This is a genomic window from Sphingobium sp. B2D3C, from assembly GCF_025961835.1.
Taxonomy (GTDB): domain Bacteria; phylum Pseudomonadota; class Alphaproteobacteria; order Sphingomonadales; family Sphingomonadaceae; genus Sphingobium.
This window is the reverse complement of record NZ_JAOQOK010000001.1, coordinates 2,763,997-2,783,321: the sequence shown is the minus strand read 5'-3', so window position 1 is coordinate 2,783,321 and position 19,325 is coordinate 2,763,997. Positions and strand designations below refer to the sequence as shown.

The window sequence follows — 19,325 nt, the reverse complement described above, 5'->3', positions numbered from 1 at the left end:
GATCGCTCGACGCCGCTTGCAACAACGCCGGGCGCTCCTCTTACACATTTAGCAACAGGTCGGTTCGCTTCTTGCAATGGTGCAGCGGGCAAAACTTTGTCTTGATGTGCGTGCGCCGGGGAACGCGTTGCCCAGAAATGCTGGTCAACAGCAGGGAGGTTACACGCGAGGACATCTGGACGGTGCGTGGCGCAAGAGAGGTTACTCGCAAGTATCGAGAAAAAGGGGTCGGAGTCATGTCTCTCATCAAGAACGAAATCGGGTCGACGCGAAGCGGGCGCACATTCAGTGCCCTTTCCATATCCTGCGCAGTCGCTGCGCTGGCGACATGCATCGGCACGGCCCATGCTGCTGACGCCACCGATGCTGCCGCAGCGGATGCGGCTGACGATCAGGGCGTCATCGTCGTCACCGCAACGCGGCGCGAACAGGCAATCAATGAGGTTCCGCTCTCGATCACCAGCTATGACAAGCGGCTGATGGACCAGCAGGGCGTGCGCACGATCGACGACCTCTCCCGCCTGACTCCTGCGCTGAACTTCACGTCGAGCGCCGGTTCTACCGCCAATAATGGCAGCAACATCGCGATCCGCGGTCTTTCCTCGGACGTCGGCTCTGCCACCACCGCGATCTACATCGACGAAACGCCGATCCAGATCCGCAACGTTGGCTATTATGGCGGCAACCCTTATCCTCGGATTTTCGATCTCGACCGTGTCGAGGTTTTGTACGGCCCGCAGGGCACCCTGTTTGGCGCAAGTGCGCAGGGTGGCGCGGTGCGCTTCATCACGCCGGAACCGAACTATGACTCGCTTAAAATTTACAGCCGCGCGCAGGTTTCCTTCACGCAGGAGGGCTCGCCCAGCTACGAGGCCGGTCTCGCTTTCGGAGCGCCGATCAGCGACAAGGTCGCCTTCCGCCTCAGCGGCTGGTATCAGGACACGGGCGGCTACATCGATCAGGTCGTGCACGGCACTGACGTGGTGAAAGCCAAGGACATCAATTCCGGCAACGCAGCGGTCTTCCGTGCCGCTTTGGGCATGAAGCCGACCGAGACGCTCACCATCACCCCGAGCTTCTATTATCAGCGCGTCCACACCCGCTCGCGCGATGACTTCTGGGAAGGCTACGGCCTGGCCGCAGAAAATGATTATCACAGCGGCGTCTACGCCCTCGAGCCGAGCACGGACACCTTCTACCTACCGGCCCTGAAGGTCGAATGGGAAGTTGCGCCCAATATCGACCTGATCACCAACACGTCCTACTTCGATCGCAAGCAGAAGCAGACGCTGAACTACGCGACTTATTTCTCGGTCCTGCGCTCGGGCAGTCCTTTCGGCACCTACGCCAACAAGGACCTGAACAACATGGGCGTATACCTGAACATGCGTCAGAAGAACTTCGTTCAGGAAGCGCGTCTGCAGTCCTATGAGAATGCGCTGCTCGACTGGACGGCCGGCGTCTATTACTCGAAGAGCAAACAGGAATTCGCCAACTACACTGGCTCTGGACGTATTCCTGGCGTTCTGGTGAACGGCTTCCAGCAATATCAAGGCGTCTACAGCTATGTGAACCTGGTCGATGCCAAGGACGAACAGATCGCCGGCTACGCAAGCCTGGACTTCAAGCCGACCGACAAGCTGACGCTGACCGCCGCGATCCGCTACAGCCATGTTGATTTCGACTTCACCAACATCACCGATGGTCCGACCTCACGGGGCGTGCGCACCGTCACGACGGCCAGCATGAAGGAACACGCGTGGACGCCGAACTTCGGCATCTCCTACAAGTTCGCGCCCAACAACATGATCTATGCCTCGGCGACCAAGGGTTTCCGCCCCGGTGGTGCTCAGGCGAAGATCGTCAGCGACCTGTGCACGGGCGATCTTGCCACGCTCGGCCTGACCGAGAGCCCGACAGCCTATGAGTCGGATAACCTCTGGTCCTATCAGGCAGGCACCAAGAACTCGCTGTTCGGCGGTGCGCTCCAGATCGGTGCCAGTGCCTATGTGATGAAGTGGAAGAACATCCAGCAGTCCGTGCGTTTGCCGACCTGCGCCTTCTCCTTCATCTACAATCTCGGCAACGCCACGGGTAAGGGCGGCGAACTCTCGCTGGATTTGCGCGCGGCCCGCGGCCTGAACATCGGCGGCAACGTGGCCTATGTCGATCTGACCTATGACAGCGACGTGCTCGGCGGCAATGGGCTGGTGCTCAAGGCCGACGGGCAGCACATCGGCGGACCGGCCTGGACCGGCCGCGTCTATGGCAGCTACGAACGGGAGCTCAGCGCAGGTGTGGACGGCTATGTGCGTGGCGAATATTCCTTCGCCAGCCACACTTTCCGCGGCGCGGTGCCAGGCACCTATGGCTATGATGCCGGCCTGACCGAACTGCCCGGCCGCAACTTCGTCTCGGCCCGTGCCGGCGCGCGGTTCAGCGGCGTGGACCTTTCCGTCTTCGTCGACAATCTGCTGAACTCGAACGACCTGCTGGCACGCAATCACGACTCGGTAGGCTCGCCGCTCTACTACAACCAGACCTACCGCCCGCGCACGGTGGGTCTGACGTTCCAGTATCGCTACTGACGACAGGATTTGAGACGAAGGGCAAATAGTCCTTCGGGTCGCGCGGACGGCGGGAGCAGCGATGCTTCCGCCGTTCTGCTTTGTTATGCGCGAAAGTCGTGGGCCGACTTGATCGGCGTAGGCCCTGGGCGCCTGCTTGGCAGAAATGGCGGGACGCGATGTATAGCCGAGGCGGTTCCGGCGCGCGACTGTCCTTCCCAACGCCTCTCCTTGACTGGAGGGGGCGAAGGGTAGGAGTTACGCGGAATTGCGCGCGCAGTAATCACGCGCAAAAGCGCGCTCGCGCGCCGGAAAAAGGGCTTATGAAGTCGCCCGCCGCTCAGTCGATATAAGCGCCTTTGCGCTGCTGGACTGGCCCGGGGTGCTGGATGCTTGCGCAGTTAGAGGCTGGCACATGGCCCTTGAGCAGATTCTGCGCGAAGGGGATCGAGTCGGCAGCCGAAACCGTGACGGCGGTGCTGTGGTCCTCACCCGGATAGGTGTGCCAATGGACCTGCGTCCCCGCCGCGCACATGGCGCGCACGGCGTTATACTGTCCCTGCGTGCCGGCCATGTCGTCGGCAAGGCCGGTGCCGACGAACAGCGGGCCGGGGATGCGCCCATCGGTAAAGGCGAAGGCGGCGTCCATCTTGCTGTCGAGCGGCGCGAGATCCGCTGTGAAGACCGTCTGCCCGTCCTTGAGCCCCATCTCCTCCGCCTTGGCCATCAGGTCGCGCAGGCAGCCGTGCCGCGAAAGGCGCAGCAGCGGATAGCCCGCGGACGTGACGAAATCGGCCGGATCAAGATCGGGATTGAGCGCGCGATCTGTGCCGGCGATGCGCAGCATGGCAAAGCCCGGGTCCATCGCACGGGGATCGGTCATCTTCTCGCCCTTTGCGGCCTGCCCGGCGGCCTCCGGCGTATCGAAGGTCATGACGAGGCCGGTCGCGACGGTGCCGAGCAGGTCTAGCTGTGGCGCATAGCTCTTTGCCAGATAGGCAGAGCCAATCGCCGCGCCCGAACCTTGCGACTGACCGACGAGTACCACACGGCGCGACAGCACAGCGGGATAAGCGGCGGAGGCGGCGCGGGCGGCGTCCAGCACGGCATGCCCTTCGGATCGCCAGATGAGATAGGGATGGACGCCATCTGCCCCCAACCCTTCATAGTCGGTCGCGACGACGGCAAAGCCCGCCTCCAGCCAGCGCTGCAGATAGCCCTGATCGCGCAGCGACGTGCCATTCCACGAGGGCGCGCAGACATCGGCAAAACCGGTCGTGCCATGCGCCCACGAGACGAGCGGCCAACCGCCCTTCGGTGCGCTTCCCTTGGGCAGGAATAGCATGCCCGAAACGACGATCGGCCCTTGATCTCCCACGCCGCTGGTAGAGGAATAGAGAATGCGCAGTGCTTGGCCGCTTTCCGGCTGCCTGCGGTCCGCCGGCAACGGCTCTTGCCGCAGCATCTGGCCAGGTGCGGGGATTTCGCCGGTCCATTGATAGAAAGCTGAAACGCCGCCATCGCCATCGATATCGCCCAGATCAACCGGGCTGGCAGTGTGCTGCGCCGTGTGTTCAGGCGCGGGCGCAGCCTCCTGTCCCATTGCCGGCCCGGCCAGCGCCACCAGAGGCAGTACGGACCACAGCGCAAGGCGGGCCAATCGATCTAATCGGTGCGAGCGCGCAGGGCGCAGGGGGCGGGTCATCATCGGCGGAGTCACTCCTTGTGCATCCTGCCGTTCTAACCTGTTGCGGGATAGTGTCGCGGGGGGATTGTGGCACCGGGGAGGTGCTGGTGGGGCAACGGGGTTGGCCCGACGCGGACAAATCCTTGCCTGACCGGTTGTCCGCTATTGGGTCTCGCGGAACGCTAGCGCTATCACTAAAAGTCGTTGGGAGCGCTCTTTGCCGTTCTTCCCCGTTCGTGCTGAGTAGGGTCTGAGCAGCGCCGCAGGTGCGTATCGAGGAGCCGTATTGAAGCATCGCAGCGCACGTAGCGGTCCTTCGATACGCCGCTTCGACAAGCTCAGCTGCTACTCAGGACGAACGGCGGGGCGTCCAGTCCGGTTTGGAACTCAGTCTTGCAAAAGCGCTGCCGGGATGATCGATAAACTGGACTCACTGCATCATCGATTGATCGGATGGTCCAAGCCTCAAAGCGTCGCGCCTCCGTCCACGACCAGTTCCTGACCGGTCACGTTGCGGCCGCCGTCGCCGACGAGGTAAAGCACCATGGCGACGACGTCCGCCATTTCGCTCGGGCGGTTAAGGGGGATGCCCATGTCCGCCACATAGGCGCGCAGGGCCTCTTCTTCGGAAAGGCCTTTCAGCTCTGCCATGGCGCGCCAATTGGCCTTCATGCGCGGTACGGCGATGGGGCCGGGGGCGATATAATTGACCGTGACGCCATCGGGCCCGGCCTCCAGCGCGGCGCTGCGGGTGAGGCCGCGCAGGCCCCATTTGGAGGCGGAGTAGCTGGAGCGGCCGGCCCGGCCGCGCATGCCGTGATTGCCGCCGATATTGACGATGCGCCCATGCCCTGCTGCGCGCATCACCGGCAGCAGGCGGCTCATGACGATGAACGGTGCCCGCAAATTGGTGGCGATGGTGCTGTCGAACTCTTCGATGCCAAACTCGCCGATGGGCGGTGACAGCGGGCCGGTGTGGCCGGCGGCATTGACGATGACGTCCACTACGCCTTGCGACCAGCCTAGGAAGCTATCGAGAGCGGCCTCCAGCGCGGGCGCATCGCGCACGTCTGCGGTCAGCACCAGCGCTCGGCGGCCATTCGCGCGGATCTGCTCGGCGACTTCCTCCATGGCGGCGGTGCGCCGCGCGACCATCGCGACATCATAGCCCTGCGCGCCCAGCGCCAGCGCGATCTCCCGCCCCGTGCCCGCACTGGCACCGGTGACGAAAGCGATGGGGGTTCTGCCCGCCATCACTGCGCGTCCGCGAAGAATTTGCGCTTCGAGCCGGCCTGAATCTTGTAGATCGAGCTGCCCGCGCGCGAAGGGAAGGGCAGGCGCACATAATTCTGCTCGAAGCGCACTTCTCGCGTCGAGGGGCCGCAGACGAGGCGCGATTCATACTCGTCCCAATCCACCTTGTAGAAGAGCGGGAAGGCATCGCTGGCGGCATATTCATAGAAGAGGATGCGGCGCGGATCGCCCGAGCGATTCACGCTCGAGCCGTGCAGCGTCATCGGATGATGGAAGCTGACGGTTCCGGGCGGACCTTCCAGCAATACAGCCTTCGTCATGTCGAAGGCCGCTGGATCGACCGCGCCGCAGAAATAGCCCTCCTCGTCATGATGATCGAGCAGCGGCCCCTTGTGGCTGCCGGGGATGACTTGCATCGCGCCGTTGGAGGCATTGGCGCCATCCAGCATCACCGAGGCGACGCAGGTCGACATGTTGGTGTGCGGCGCGAAGGCCCAGTCCTGGTGCCACTCCAGCGCGGCGCCGCCATTGGCGGACTTCATGTTGATCTTGGTGTGCGAGAGGCGCACGTTCGCGCCGATGATGCGGGTGAGGACCGCCAGAATATCCGCATTGCCCGCCTGCTCGGCATAATAGGGGTCGATGCGGTTGGGCTTCTTGATCCGCTGGATGGTGCGGTTGCCCTGAACGTCCGTGTCGAAATCGAACCAGGCGTCATCGGCCTCCACCGTCTCCGCCTTGGCGGCGACGCGGTCGGTGAGCGCGCGCAGATTGTCCAGCACCGGACCCGCCAGCAGGCCGGGCAGGACGACATAGCCGTTTTCGTAATAATCGGAGACGATCTGATCGATGTTCATGAGGGTCAGTCCTTGGGGAGCGGCAGGTCTGTGACGACCATGTGCGCCTTGTGGTGCGTGATGCAGAGCGGCAGACGGGCGTTGCGCACGGCATTCTGGCCCGTCGCGCCGCACGCCCAGAAGACCGGCAACTCGCCGGGGTTCAGGGTCGTGAGGCCGTGGCCGCCATAGCTGTGCGAAAGATCGGCGATCCCCAGATCGCCAGGCAGACCGAGCGAAACCGGCGCGCCATGGAATTGCGGATAGCGGGCGCTGAGCAGCGTCGCGCGGATGGCATCGGCGGGGCTGAGCACGCGCATGGAGACAATGAGCTTCCCACCGAACGGGCCGACGGGGGTCGTCTCGCGAGCCGTCTCGTACATGGCCGAGACATTGCCCTCATCGAGGTGGCGCAGACGCACGCCGGCGCGCTGAAGAATGGCTTCGAAGGAGAAGGAGCAGCCAAGCACGAAGGCGACGAGATCGTCCGCCCAGACGGCAGAGGCATCGCGCGGGGTCTCGACCAACTCGCCATCGCGGAACACCATATAGCCGCCGGTATCGCGGGCGATGTCGAGATCGTCGGCGAGCGCGGGGATCGCACGGACGCCCGGCTCGCTGCGGCCGAGGATCGGCAGCGCTTGGGCGTTGGCGCGGCAATAGGCCTCGAAATCCTCCGCATAGGCCGCCGGGACGGCGACAAGATTGCCCTGCATGAAGTCGCGCGCGACGTGGTTGGTGAAATCGGTGAATGCCCCCGCGCGGATCGCACGCCGCACGGCGCGCGGATCGGCGCGGTCGAATGCGGGCGTGGACGCCCCTGCGGAGAGGGCTTGGGTCATATTTGCTCTTTTACGCGCGCGGGGCGTTGCCGAGAGTTGCTTTTTGATGCCTCCCCCGTTGCCGATCCGGCCATGGGCGGCACCGCGCGGCCGTGCTTGGCTGCGCCTTTCGGTTGCGGGAGTGCGCAGATATGGCGGGCATGATGATCATCGGCGGCACGCGCGGACTGGGCGGCACGATTGCAGGGGAATTTGCGCGGGCTGGACATCAGGTGGCGCTGGCGGATGAAGGAGCGGCGCCTGACGGTGTCTATCCCTACGTCGCCATCGACCTCGCCGACCCTGAGGCTCCAGCCTACGCCGTCGCGCAAGCGCTCGCCCACCTCCCCACGCTCGATGCGCTGGTGATCGCCGCCAGCGCCATGGAGAGTGCACCCATCGAACGCTGGACCGCGGCGATGTGGGACCGGGCGGCAGCGATCAACCTGCGCCTGCCTTTCCTCGCGGTGCAAGCGGCGCTTTCGGAGCTGCGCCAATCGGCCAATGCGAGCATCACCCTGCTCTCATCCACCGCGACACTGCGCGGGCAACCCTTCACCCATGGCTATCAGGCAACCAAGGCCGGTGTTGCGGGGCTGGTGCGCAGCCTGGCTGCCGAACTGGGGCCGGACGGCATCCGCGTGAATGCGGTGCTGCCAGGCTGGCTCGATACACCGCTGACTGACGCATACTGGACCACGCGGGAAAATGCCGCCGATGAGCGCGCGCAGATCGAGGCGCGGATTCCACTGCGGCGGCATGGTTCAGCGCAGGAGGCCGCGGCGCTGGTCTGCTTCCTCGCGTCACCCGCCGCCAGTTATCTCACCGGGGCCATCCTGCCGGTGGACGGCGGCGACACGGCGGTCTGATCAAGCCGCCGACGCGGCCGCTTTGGGCGCCGTCGGTACGCGGGGCAACGCAATGAAGCAGACCAGCAGGCCGACGATCGCGACGCCGACATAGCCTGACCAGTGCGTCAGCGCGAAATAGACGGTGGGGGTGAGGAACGAGGCCAGCGACACGAACTGGTTGACCGAACCTGCCACTGTACCGCCGCCGACCGTTCCGGTCGCGAGCGCCGGCATAGTCGCCATGCAGATTCCGGTGGCGGCGCCATAAGTAAATAGCCAAGCCATCAATCCTGCAATGGCGATGATCATCGGGCTGGACGGCAGGAACAAAGCGATCTGCGCGACGATACCGATGACCACGACGATGCCGAGCAGCCGCCGCATCGGGAAATCCCGCGAGAGCAGCGCACCGGTAATCGTGCCGCCGAGCAGCACCGCGGCGATCTTGGCAATGGCCACGATGCTCGCAGACGCGGCAAGCGAGACGCCATGCACCTTTGCCAGATAAGTCGGCGCGGCAAGGCTGGTGCCGTAGGAGATCATCGCCGGCATCGCCATGGCAAAGCCGAGCATCAGAATCGGCGGACGGCGCAGGCCGGCAAACAGGGCAGCCAGCTTCTCACGCCCATTCTGCCCTTCCTTGCGGATTGCCGCGACATGCGGGAGGATGAAGGCCAGCGCAGTGCATCCGAGCATGATCGCGCCGTGGAAGGCAATCGCCAGCCGCCAGCTGTCACTGGTGGTGAATGGCGCTGCCATCAGCAGCCCGAGCGAAAAGCCGGTCGGCGCATAAGTAGACCACAAGGTGAGCGCACGGGTGCGCGTGCCGCCCTCCAGCGAGCCCATCAGCATCGCCGCGCCGCCGTTCAGGATGCCGAGATATCCCACGCCTGCCATCAGCACGCCCAGGTTGAACAGCCAGATATCCTGCGCGAACCACAGGATTACGTCCGCCAGCACGAAGACCGGCGAGGTGAGCAGCAGCACCAGGCGCGGACCAAGGCGATCGACAATGCCGCCGCCCACCGTCGCCACGATCGTCGCGGGCAGGGAGAAGAGCGCAATGGTGAGGCCAATCGCGGCAGCGGGCGCATCCATCGCCTCGGTAATGCGCAGCGCCAGCGGAGAGAGAATGCCGACCAGCGCCATGCTCATCAGGCCGATGAGATAGACCAGCGCTATGGTGCTCCAGTTTCCTTGCGTTCGCGGCGGCAGCATCGGCAGTTCCTCATCATGCGGCCGGATGAGCGCTCCGGCATGAGAAGGCAGGATAAGGAGCCGCCCGGTGCCCACAAGCCGGGTTCGCAATCTGCACCGAGGTGTTCACATTTTTTGGCGGGCTGCGGCTTGGCCGGTGAATGGGAGGAGACGGGCGGATGCCGCCTCATTAGAAGTATGGCGGGAGACCCGCCTGTCCAGAAACGACGGCATTGCTGACGTTCGTCATTTCCGCGATGGTATTCCGATGAAGCAGAGCGCAGATGCAAAACTTGTGGCGGAAGCAGTCGCACACAGCGTTGGCAACCGCCGCGAGGTCGAAGCGAGCAAATACGCTGGCTGCTTCTCCTGCTGCGCAACATTTGATGTAAGCGAAGTCCGTGAATGGCTTGATGAATGGACTGTTCCCGAGAAGCAGAATCGAGTGAGGCGTTGGACGGCCAGATGCCCCCGATGTAGCGCCCCAACCATCATCGGCAGTTCTAGCGGGCTTTTAGATGACCAAGGTTACCTGCCCATTTTGCATCATGTTATCAAGCATCAGCCGACGGTTCAGTGAGGTCCTTTAACCATCTCAAACTTGCCGGGCGCCGCTCCCCATGAACGCTTAAAAGCGGGCTGATCGGACACGGCAAACATAGTGACGGCATTCCGGGGGCCTGAGTAGCGGCTGAGCCTGTCGAAGCGAGGTATCAAAGGACCAGCCCCTGCTCTGCGATGCTTCGATACGCGCCTGCGCCGATACTCGGATTCTACTCGGCACGAACGGTGAAGATCGGCAAGAGACCATTCCTGCGGGAACCCAGCTGTTTCCGCCTTTTGGTTTGTTTCGCAAACCCGGACGTGCATTGCGAGGAACGCTTTTCAGGCGGCCTGTTTCACGCATAGACGGCAGGGATACCGTCCCGTCGATCCGCTTCCCCCTCTCAAAACAGGTCGAAATACTCGCGATGTTCCCAGTCCGTCACGGTCTGGTTGTAGCGGGCGACTTCGGCGCGTTTGATGAGGAGGAAGTGGTCGACGAAATCATTGCCGAAGGCGGCGCGCAGGAGGGGGTCTGTGTCCAGCCGGTCGAGCGCGGCGTCGAGCGTCTGGGGGAGTTTTTCGACCTGCGCAGCATAGGGTGAGTCCACCGGCGGGGGCAGATCCATGCCGTCCTCGATTCCGGCAAGGCCGGTGACCATCTGAGAGGCGAGGTAGAGATAGGGATTGGCGGCCGGCTCGCCCACGCGGTTCTCGATACGGCGCAGCTTGGCGGCGCCTCTGGCGAGCACGCGCAGCATGGCGCCGCGATTGTCCTCCGCCCAGGCCACGCGATCGGGGGCAAGGCTGTTGGGCCGGTAGCGCTTGTAGCCATTGATGGTGGGGGTGGAGAAGGGCGCGGCCCCAGCTGCGCCGGCGAGCAGCCCGGCGAGGAATTGCTGGCCAACGCCGGAAAGGCCATCCGACCCGTCGGAGGGCGCGAAGGCGTTCTCGCCGGTGCGGATATTGCGCAAGGACTGGTGGAGATGCCAGCCGCTCGCCATCGCCTCGGGCAATTGGGGGCGACACATGAAGCTGACATGATAGCCATGGCGCCGGGCGATCTGCTTGGCGGCGCTGCGGAAAAGAATCATGTCGTCCGCCGGGCCAATGCCGGTGCCCGCCTTGAAGACGAACTCGCATTGGCTGGGGCCGAACTCCACTTCCAGTGAATGCAGCGGCAGGCCGAGCGCGAGGCAGTTTTCGCGCAGGATCTCGACGATTGGCTCGACCTGATCGTAACGCTGCTCGGTGAGATACGCATAGCCCTGATGGAGCAACGAGACCTGCGGGGGGCGGCCGGGCTGGCCGGCATCACCCAGCGCGAGCGCCGCGTCTTCCAGCCGGGTGAGGTAGAATTCCACTTCGAGCCCGCTCACATATTCAAAGCCGCGCGCCGCCAGCCGGTCCACCGCCGCGCGGGCAAGCCGGCGGGTGGAGGCGACGACCGGGCGACCATCATGATGATAGAGATCGCACAGCATCCAGCCGGTGCCGGGTGCCCAGGGCAGAACGCGGAAGGTTGCCGGATCGGGCACCATGATGACATCGCCGCCGCCCTGCAGATCGGCATCGCCAATCCCGGCGCCGGCGGCGAAGACCGGCACGACGGTGCGGTGCGAGGTATCCTTGAGCAGCAGCGTCGAGGTGATCGCGCAGCCATCCTCGAAGGCGCCTGCGAGCGAACCGGCGAGCAATGTCTTGCCGCGGGTGATCCCGTGCATGTCTGCAAAGACGAGACGGACGGTGTTGATCCCGTCGGCTTCAACGCGCCTGAGGACATCGGCGGCCTGGCGACGGGCCTCGTCGCTCCACAGGCCGTGGGTGGCGATGAAGTCGCTCATTCTGCGGAAACAGGAGCCGGCTGGGAGGCCCAGGGTGCGGCATCGCGGCGGCGGCGGTCCACCTCACGCCAGTAGGCCTCCAAATCCGCTCCGGCGGGTGCGACGCCATCCACGGTGCCCGGATCACGCACCTGCTGCGCTTCCTCCGCTGTCAGATCGAGCAGGGGGCGCTCGCCCTTCTGCAGCTTGCCGATCTCGCGGATGAGCATGGTGCGATAGGCGACGATACCCTTGTCCGTGGTGCCGAGATGCTCGCGGGTGCGATCCTGGATGCGGCCCATGGACTCCACCGCCCACTGGTCGTGCACGTTGATGTCCTCGCCCATGCCCGTATAGGTGCGGCTGCGCTGCTCCACCACGTCATAGCCATAGTCGTTCTGGCGATTGAGGCGGGGCTTGTAGTCCGGCAGCTCATAAAGCGTGAGCCGCTGCCGGCGCATCTCTTCCTTGTTCACCGCATCGGTGAAGCTGGTGAAGGCGGCGTACCAGTAGCAACTGTGATCATCGATCGGCACATGCCATTGCGTGATCGTCATCGTCTCCGAAAGCGGGATGACGAAGGCCTGCGGAAAGAACAGGTTGGTGATGCGCACATGCGTCTTGCCCTCGGGCAGCGAGCGCAAGGCGGTGAGGCGGAAGCCGATATCCGTCTTGGTAATCGTGATGTCCGGGTTTTCGAACTCGCGCAGCACCTGGATCATGGTGAGGTCGCTGTCTGCCGAGCGGCCGCGGAACTGCTTGCCATAAGCGTCCGCCTCCTCGTCCTCGAAGAAACGGTGGAGGAAGCTGGCATGAGCCGGGTCGACACCGACCTCCAGCGCCTGCAGCCAGTTGCAATCCAGATAGCCTTTGAAGGCAAAGACATGGCTGTCCGGCGCGGCGAAGCAATCCAGGCCGGGGAAGGCCGGCGCATCGCCCTCGCCCAGAAAGCCGAAGATCATACCAGCACGCTCGACCACCGGGTAGCTGCGCTGCTTGACGCGGCTGCACAGGCTGGAGCCGGCCGGCTCGCCGGGGGTCTGGATGCAGTTGCCATCGACATCGAACAGCCAGCCATGGAACAGGCAGCGCAGGCCGCCATCTTCCAGCCGCCCGAAGGCGAGATCGGCGCCGCGATGCGGGCAATCGCGATCGAGCAGGCCGAGGCGGCCCTGCTCGTCGCGGAACAGCACCATGTCCTGCCCCAGCACCTTTACGGCCTTGGCGGGCCGCGGCCCTTCCAGCTCCTCCAGCAATGCGATGGGCTGCCAGTAGCGGCGCAGGAGTGCGCCGAGCGGCGTACCCTTGCCGCTCAGGGTGATGAGATCATTTTGTGCTGGTGTCATGCTTGGCTTCCCGTGGGTCGTCTGTGCGGTGCTGGTGCCCTGATGACGTCCGTTCTGCCTCAACCGCTCGCGCGCGCGTGTTGCCGACTGGCGCCCGCTGCGTTGCTGGAATCAGAACCCATCAGCGCTTGCCGTGACGGATTTCGAAACATAGGCTCGCGCATCGACCATTCGAACATGCGAGCACATCAATGAGCCAGCCAAAGCGCGACATCCGTACCGTTGCCGTCTTCTGCGGATCCAATCCGGGCCTTGGTGACACCTATGAACGCGCGGCGGCCGATCTGGGCGCAGCGCTGGCGCGGCGGGGCATCGGGATCGTCTATGGCGGCACGCACAAAGGGTTGATGGGCATCCTGGCCGATGCCGCGCTGGCGGGCGGCGGCCATGTCCACGGCGTGATCAACCAGCGGCTGTTCGATCGGGGGCACCTGCACCCCAGTCTCTCCCTGCACGAGATCGTGGAGTCGATGGGTATCCGCAAGGAGCGGATGCTCAGCGTCGCGGATGCCTGTATCGCCCTGCCGGGCGGCATCGGCACGCTGGAGGAGTTCATGGAGGCCTGGACGCTCAACCAGCTTGGCGAGATCGACAAGCCGGTCGGCCTCTACAATGTCGGCGGCTTCCACGAGCCGTTCATGACCTTTATCGACACGATGATCGGGCAGAAATTCCTCCCGCCCGAGCATCGCGACGGCATCGTCGTCGAAGGCGAGCCGGACGCGCTGATCGACGCCCTCATCGCCTTCGAAAAGCCCGACGTGCCGAAGTGGCTCTGATCGCCTGAGCGCGATCAGGCCGCGAGCAGGAACACCGCGAAACCGGCGCCCACCGTACCCATCGCCCGCAAGGCCTGTACGGGAACGCGGCTTCCGATCACGACGCCCAGCGCGTGCAGCGCGGCCGTCGCCCCGATAAAGCCGAACGCGAATGTGGCGACGTCCCCAGCCGGAGCCTCGAGACCATGCGCCATGCCGTGCACAAAGCCGAAAGCACCCGTCACTGCCGCCGCGACAGCCCATGAGACCTTCAGTCGAAGGGCCAGCGCCAGACCAAGCAGGAGGATGGAGAGCAGAATGCCGCCTTCGGCAAGGCCGGCTGGTTGGCCGAGCAGCGCATAGCCAAAGCCGATCACCATCGCGCCCACGAAGGCGGCAGGTGCGGCCCATTTCGCGCGGCCCGCCAACATGCCGCCCCACAGTCCGACCATGACCATCGCGACGAGGTGATCGGCGCCGGTGAGGGGATGCAGCAGGCCCGAGACCAGCGGACTGGCGACCTCATGGCCGGGATGTGCCTGTGCCGCCGCCGGCAGCATCAGCGCGATCATGGCGACGAGCGCCGTTTTGAAATGTCTGATCATCCGTTCAGCCCTCCATGTTCGATGATGAATGCCTCGATCTCCGCGACGCCCTGGCCGGCCCGCACATTGGCGAAGACGAACGGGCGCTGTCCGCGCATCTTGCGCGCATCCCGGTCCATCACCTCAAGGCTGGCACCGACATGGGGCGCGAGATCGATTTTGTTGATCACGAGCAGGTCCGAGCGCGTGATGCCCGGCCCGCCCTTGCGTGGAATCTTGTCGCCCGCCGACACGTCGATGACGTAGATCGTCAGGTCCGCCAGCTCGGGACTGAAGGTGGCGGCAAGATTGTCACCGCCGCTCTCGATCAGCACCAGTTGCAGGCCCGGGAAGCGCTTTTCCAGCGTGTCCACCGCCGCCAGGTTCATCGAAGCATCCTCGCGGATCGCGGTATGCGGGCAGCCCCCGGTCTCGACGCCAAGAATGCGTTCAGGCTCCAGCGAGCCGGCGCGGGTGAGGAACTCGGCATCCTCGCGCGTGTAGATGTCGTTGGTGATGGCGGCGATCCGATAGCGCTCGCGCAGCGATTTACAGAGCGCGTCCATCAGCGCCGTCTTGCCCGAGCCAACCGGCCCGCCAATGCCGACGCGCAGGGCGCCGGTGGTCTGCGCCTGCATGGCGCCATCCTGTTCCATTGTCGTCATGTCCTGAACAACCTCGTATATTGGGTTTCATGCGCCATGCAGCCGATCTCGGCGACGAGCGTGCAGCCGCGCAGGGCGAGGAAGGGATCGCTGTCGGGCAGCGCCATCACCTCCGCTGCCAGCGCACGGATCGGCTCGCGCAGGGCAAGCAGGGCTTGCTGGCCATCGGTCTGACCGAGCGGCACGAGCCGCTGGGCGGCGGAAACGAGATTGGCGGCGCAGCCATGGAGATAGGCCACAAGACCTTGCCTCTCCGATATGCCCTGGCAGCCGAACAGACAGCCCGCCGCTACCGGATAGGCGAGCGCGCCATCCGGCACATGGGCGATCAGCGATGCAAAGGCGGAAGGCTGCGTCGACTGCAGCGCGATGCGGCGAAAGGCCGCACCTTGCGCCGTCGTTTCCAGATGGCGCTCGAAGCCGCTCTGGGCGGCAACCGCCAGTTCGGCCACCTCGGTCAGCCGCGCTGCATCGCTGGCCTGCGCGGCGCGAAGGGCGTGGAGGAAGAATATCGCCTCGTTGAACAGCGGGCCGTGCTCCAGTAAGTCGCCGATCCACGCGACGGTGGTGTCGCGGCTGATGACATGCCCCGCCTCAACCGCCCACTCGATGCCGCCCGAATGCGCAAAGGCGCCGATGGGCCAGGCGGGCGACATCCAGCTCAGCAGATCGAAGAGCGCGCCGTCATCCATGGCGGTGATGATGGTGATGGTCGTGGTGGTGATCCCCGTGACTGTGATGATCGCGACCGTGATCGTGGGCGTGAGCATGGCCGGGCGCACCCTCATAGGCGCCACCTTCGGGATCGAACGCGGCTTCGACCGCCTGGCACGTGCCACCCAGCCCCTCGACCATATGCGCGATGACATGATCCTCGCGGATCAGCAGCCGTTCGCCATCGAGTTGGGTCGGCAGATGGCGGTTGCCCAGATGCCAGGCGATGCGCACCAGCGCGGGGAGGTCCGGGGCGGTGATGGCGGTGAGTCGCTCGGGGAGTGCCTTGACGGCGACAAGCGTGCCATCGTCCAGCAGCAGCCCATCGCCATGGCGCAGATGGACGACATTGGGCTGATCGAGCAGGATCGCGCGGCCAGCCTGCGTACGATAGACGATGCGGCGGCGGCGGCGCTGGTCATGATCGAGCAGCACTGTGTCGGTGGCGTCATGGCTGTGGCCGGGCTGGATGGCGGTGATACGGAGCATATTGCGTCCCGACCCTTTCAATAGAGGAAGTAGCGTTGGGCGAGGGGCAACTCGTACGCAGGCTCGCAGGCCAGCAATTCGCCATCCGCCCGTACCTCATAGGTCTCGGGATTGACCTCGATATGCGGCAGCGCGTCGTTGAGCTTCATGTCGCGCTTGCCGATGCTGCGGGTGGCGCGCACCGCGCTGAGCGTCCGCGAGAGACCGAGGCGTGCGGCAGGATCGGTCTCAAGCGCGGCGGCGCTCACGAAGGTGATGCAACTCGCCGCCATGGCGCGGCCATAGCTGCCGAACATCGGCCGGGCATGAACGGGCTGCGGCGTGGGAATGGAGGCATTGGCATCGCCCATCATCGCATGGACGATCATGCCGCCCTTGATCACCAGCTCCGGCTTGGCGCCAAAGAACGCCGGATGCCACAGCACCAAATCGGCCAGCTTGCCGACCTCGACCGAGCCGACCTCATGCGCGAGGCCCTGCGCCAGCGCGGGGTTGATGGTGTATTTGGCGACATAGCGCTTCGCCCGTGCGTTGTCCGCCTGCGCATCGTCGCCGGTAAGCGGACCGCGCTGGCGTTTCATCTTGTGCGCGGTCTGCCAGGTGCGGGTAATGACCTCGCCCACGCGGCCCATCGCCTGACTGTCCGACGAGATGATCGAAAGCGCGCCGAGGTCGTGCAGGATGTCCTCGGCCGCAATCGTCTCCTTGCGAATCCGGCTCTCGGCAAAGGCGAGGTCCTCCGGGATCGACGGATCGAGATGATGGCACACCATCAGCATGTCGAGATGCTCGTCGATGGTGTTGACCGTGAAGGGCATGGTCGGGTTCGTTGACGACGGGATCACATGCGCCAACCCGGCGAGGCGGATGATGTCCGGCGCGTGGCCGCCGCCTGCACCCTCGGTGTGGAAGGCGTGGATCGTGCGCCCGGCGAAGGCGGCGATCGTATCCTCTACGAATCCGCTCTCGTTAAGCGTGTCGGTGTGGATCATGACCTGAATGTCCATCGCATCCGCGACGCTCAGGCAGCAGTCGATCGCCGCAGGCGTGGTGCCCCAGTCCTCATGCAGCTTCAGTGCGCAGGCGCCGGCGCGGATCTGCTCAATGAGGCCATCGGGCTGGCTGGCATTGCCCTTGCCGGCAAAGCCGAGGTTCACCGGCAAGCCCTCGGCGGCCATCAGCATCCGCTCGATATGCCAGGGGCCGGGGGTGCAGGTGGTGGCGTTTGTGCCGGTCGCCGGGCCGGTGCCGCCGCCGATCATGGTGGTGACGCCGCTGGCGATAGCCTCCTCCACCTGCTGCGGGCAGATGAAGTGAATATGGGCATCGACGCCGCCAGCGGTGAGGATCTTGCCCTCACCTGCAATGATCTCCGTGCCAGGGCCGATGACGATATCGACGCCCGGCTGGATGTCCGGATTGCCGGCCTTGCCTATGGCGGCGATGCGCCCATCGCGCAGCGCGATGTCCGCCTTGTAGATGCCGGTCCAGTCCAGCACCACGGCATTGGTGATGACGGTATCGGCCGCCCCGGAAGCGCGGGTGACCTGGCTCTGGCCCATGCCATCGCGGATGACCTTGCCGCCGCCGAACTTTACCTCCTCGCCATAGTCGGTGAGGTCGTGTTCGATGCGGATGATAAGATCGGTATCGGCGAGGCGCAGGCGATCGCCGGTGGTGGGGCCATACATGTCGGCATAGGCCGCGCGGGTCATGCGATATGCCATCAGTCCAGTGCTCCCATCACGTCCTGCCGAAAGCCGATGACCGTGCGCGCGCCGGCCACCGGCACCAGATCGACGTCGCGGCTCTGCCCGGGCTCGAAGCGCACGGCCGTGCCGGAGGGAATATCCAGCCGGTGCCCGCGCGCGGCAGCACGGTCGAAATCGAGCGCCGGGTTGGTCTCGGCGAAATGATAATGGCTGCCGACCTGCACCGGTCGGTCGCCGGTGTTGGCGACGGTTAGCCGCAGCATGGGACGACCGGCATTCAGCTCCAATTCGCCATCGGCGGGGAGAAGTTCGCCGGGAATCATCTCGGCCGGCGCGCGGGGGTGGGCCGGGGCGTCAGCGGATCGGGTCATGGACTGTCACCAGTTTCGTGCCGTCGGGAAAAGTCGCTTCGATCTGCACATCAGGGATCATCTCGGCGATGCCCGGCATCACCTGCTCACGGGTGAGAACGTGCGCGCCGGCCTCCATGAGATCGGCGACGCTGCGGCCGTCCCGCGCGCCTTCCAGCACGAAGTCGCTGATCAGGGCGATGGCCTCGGGATAATTGAGCTTCACCCCGCGCTCCAGCCGCCGCCGCGCCACCATGGCAGCGACGGAGAGCAGCAGCTTGTCCTTCTCTCTGGGTGTCAATTGCATCTCAGCACCTCCACAGACCGGGCAGATCGGGCCGGCCCCGCAGCAATTTGAGCGATGCCGCCAGACAGCGACGCAGCGCCGGCGGATCCCGAGCGAGCAGTCGGACGGCAAGGATGCCGTTCCACAGGCTTGCGCCGGCCAGCACATCGGGATGATCCTCCAGCGCGGCCCGTACCGCATCGAGGCGGGTGAGCGCATCACCGCCAATGGCCAGCAGCACCGCGCTGGCAAGGGCGCCATTGCCCAACGCCGGGCGACTGAGCTGGGCAGCCGGCGCCTTGCCAAGGGCCAGAGCATCGGCATAGATCAGCGCGCCGCCGCGGCGGACCCGAACGCGATCGAGCAGCTGGCCCGTCGAGCACTGCTCGCCGCGTGCGAGGCGGCCGAACACGACGGATTCGCACCAGAGCAAAGCAGCGTCGGCCTCCAATGCGATGTCGGTCATGCGCTCCAGCCGGGCGCCATCGAACAGGATGGTTTCCTGCGGCAGCCACTCTGCGCTGGCGCGGGGACCGACATGAAGGCGCGTGGCAACGGTGCAGGCGGGGCCGGTGCTGCCATAGACCTTCTCGGCGGCCTGCGTGGTCAGCAGCGATGCGGTATCCTCGGCCCACGCCACGCGCTGGTCGATGCTGTCTCCGCCGCACAGGCCGCCGGATGTGTTAATGACCACCGCCTCGACTGCCGGGCCGCGCGGCACGCGCACACGCAGGCAGCCGCCCTCCTGCCGGCGGCGCAACACCGTCTTGCCGGCGCGTTGCTCGAAGCGCAGCGAAAGCGTCCCATGGCTACGAAGGTAGGAGGGGACGGCCTGCAGCACC

At 65.0% G+C, this 19,325-nt stretch carries 19 protein-coding genes; 4 read left to right on the top strand and 15 right to left on the bottom strand.

Annotated elements, in window-relative coordinates:
- The first annotated feature begins 236 nt into the window (after positions 1-236).
- Positions 237-2,588 (top strand): TonB-dependent receptor, encoded by a 2,352-nt coding sequence (locus M2339_RS12770; protein WP_264586356.1) that lies wholly within the window; start codon positions 237-239, stop codon positions 2,586-2,588.
- A gap of 319 nt (positions 2,589-2,907) precedes the next feature.
- Here M2339_RS12770 and M2339_RS12765 read toward each other — a convergent pair whose 3' ends face one another.
- From M2339_RS12765 to M2339_RS12750, 4 genes are all read right to left on the bottom strand, one after another.
- The gene (locus M2339_RS12765; protein WP_264586357.1) at positions 2,908-4,275 is read right to left on the bottom strand and encodes a lipase family protein; all 1,368 of its coding nucleotides are present in this window, start codon (positions 4,273-4,275) and stop codon (positions 2,908-2,910) included.
- Between the two features lie 444 nt (positions 4,276-4,719).
- Positions 4,720-5,508 carry an SDR family NAD(P)-dependent oxidoreductase gene (locus M2339_RS12760; RefSeq protein ID WP_264586358.1) on the bottom strand — a complete coding sequence of 263 codons (789 nt, stop codon included), beginning with the start codon at positions 5,506-5,508 and terminating at the stop codon, positions 4,720-4,722.
- On the bottom strand, positions 5,508-6,365 hold the full coding sequence (locus tag M2339_RS12755; RefSeq protein WP_264574204.1) for a phytanoyl-CoA dioxygenase family protein: 858 nt from the start codon (positions 6,363-6,365) through the stop codon (positions 5,508-5,510). The genes M2339_RS12760 and M2339_RS12755 overlap by 1 nt, the downstream gene beginning before the upstream one ends.
- Positions 6,366-6,370: 5 nt before the next feature.
- Complete coding sequence (locus M2339_RS12750; protein ID WP_264606378.1) at positions 6,371-7,186, bottom strand: D-glutamate cyclase family protein; 816 nt, start codon at positions 7,184-7,186, stop codon at positions 6,371-6,373.
- Between the two features lie 131 nt (positions 7,187-7,317).
- On the opposite strand from M2339_RS12750, the gene M2339_RS12745 reads away from it, so the two are divergent.
- The gene (locus tag M2339_RS12745; RefSeq protein WP_264586360.1) at positions 7,318-8,034 is read left to right on the top strand and encodes an SDR family NAD(P)-dependent oxidoreductase; all 717 of its coding nucleotides are present in this window, start codon (positions 7,318-7,320) and stop codon (positions 8,032-8,034) included.
- Here the strand turns inward: M2339_RS12745 and M2339_RS12740 are convergent, their stop codons facing one another.
- The gene (locus M2339_RS12740) at positions 8,035-9,234 is read right to left on the bottom strand and encodes an MFS transporter (RefSeq protein WP_264586361.1); all 1,200 of its coding nucleotides are present in this window, start codon (positions 9,232-9,234) and stop codon (positions 8,035-8,037) included.
- 247 nt (positions 9,235-9,481) lie between these two features.
- On the opposite strand from M2339_RS12740, the gene M2339_RS12735 reads away from it, so the two are divergent.
- On the top strand, positions 9,482-9,793 hold the full coding sequence (locus M2339_RS12735; protein WP_264606377.1) for a hypothetical protein: 312 nt from the start codon (positions 9,482-9,484) through the stop codon (positions 9,791-9,793).
- Between the two features lie 367 nt (positions 9,794-10,160).
- Here M2339_RS12735 and M2339_RS12730 read toward each other — a convergent pair whose 3' ends face one another.
- Together M2339_RS12730 and M2339_RS12725 are read right to left on the bottom strand one after the other, a co-directional pair.
- Entirely contained in the window at positions 10,161-11,600 is a 1,440-nt protein-coding gene (locus M2339_RS12730) for a glutamine synthetase family protein (protein ID WP_264586362.1), read from the bottom strand.
- Positions 11,597-12,925 (bottom strand): aromatic ring-hydroxylating dioxygenase subunit alpha, encoded by a 1,329-nt coding sequence (locus tag M2339_RS12725; RefSeq protein ID WP_264586363.1) that lies wholly within the window; start codon positions 12,923-12,925, stop codon positions 11,597-11,599. The genes M2339_RS12730 and M2339_RS12725 overlap by 4 nt, the downstream gene beginning before the upstream one ends.
- A gap of 191 nt (positions 12,926-13,116) precedes the next feature.
- Between M2339_RS12725 and M2339_RS12720 the strand changes: the two genes are divergently transcribed.
- Positions 13,117-13,704 carry a TIGR00730 family Rossman fold protein gene (locus tag M2339_RS12720; RefSeq protein ID WP_264586364.1) on the top strand — a complete coding sequence of 196 codons (588 nt, stop codon included), beginning with the start codon at positions 13,117-13,119 and terminating at the stop codon, positions 13,702-13,704.
- 14 nt (positions 13,705-13,718) lie between these two features.
- Here the strand turns inward: M2339_RS12720 and M2339_RS12715 are convergent, their stop codons facing one another.
- Genes M2339_RS12715 through M2339_RS12680 form a run of 8 tightly spaced genes read right to left on the bottom strand, consistent with a single transcriptional unit; the run spans position 13,719 to position 19,324 of the window.
- Positions 13,719-14,288 carry a HupE/UreJ family protein gene (locus M2339_RS12715; RefSeq protein ID WP_264586365.1) on the bottom strand — a complete coding sequence of 190 codons (570 nt, stop codon included), beginning with the start codon at positions 14,286-14,288 and terminating at the stop codon, positions 13,719-13,721.
- Positions 14,285-14,923: an urease accessory protein UreG gene (gene ureG / locus M2339_RS12710; protein WP_264572313.1), complete on the bottom strand. Its 639-nt coding sequence runs from the start codon at positions 14,921-14,923 to the stop codon at positions 14,285-14,287. The genes M2339_RS12715 and ureG overlap by 4 nt, the downstream gene beginning before the upstream one ends.
- Positions 14,924-14,928: 5 nt before the next feature.
- Positions 14,929-15,702 (bottom strand): urease accessory protein UreF, encoded by a 774-nt coding sequence (locus M2339_RS12705; protein ID WP_264586366.1) that lies wholly within the window; start codon positions 15,700-15,702, stop codon positions 14,929-14,931.
- The gene (locus M2339_RS12700) at positions 15,617-16,135 is read right to left on the bottom strand and encodes an urease accessory protein UreE (protein ID WP_264571432.1); all 519 of its coding nucleotides are present in this window, start codon (positions 16,133-16,135) and stop codon (positions 15,617-15,619) included. Before M2339_RS12700 ends, M2339_RS12705 begins: the two co-directional genes overlap by 86 nt.
- A 17-nt stretch (positions 16,136-16,152) precedes the next feature.
- On the bottom strand, positions 16,153-17,862 hold the full coding sequence (gene ureC / locus M2339_RS12695; protein ID WP_264586367.1) for an urease subunit alpha: 1,710 nt from the start codon (positions 17,860-17,862) through the stop codon (positions 16,153-16,155).
- Positions 17,862-18,170, bottom strand: coding sequence for an urease subunit beta (locus M2339_RS12690; RefSeq protein ID WP_264588300.1), 309 nt, complete (start codon positions 18,168-18,170; stop codon positions 17,862-17,864). Before M2339_RS12690 ends, ureC begins: the two co-directional genes overlap by 1 nt.
- A gap of 31 nt (positions 18,171-18,201) precedes the next feature.
- Positions 18,202-18,504 carry an urease subunit gamma gene (locus M2339_RS12685; RefSeq protein ID WP_181560798.1) on the bottom strand — a complete coding sequence of 101 codons (303 nt, stop codon included), beginning with the start codon at positions 18,502-18,504 and terminating at the stop codon, positions 18,202-18,204.
- A 1-nt stretch (position 18,505) separates the two neighbouring features.
- A complete protein-coding gene (locus M2339_RS12680) occupies positions 18,506-19,324 on the bottom strand; it encodes an urease accessory protein UreD (RefSeq protein ID WP_264571430.1) in 819 nt (272 codons plus the stop codon).
- Position 19,325: the final 1 nt, after the last annotated feature.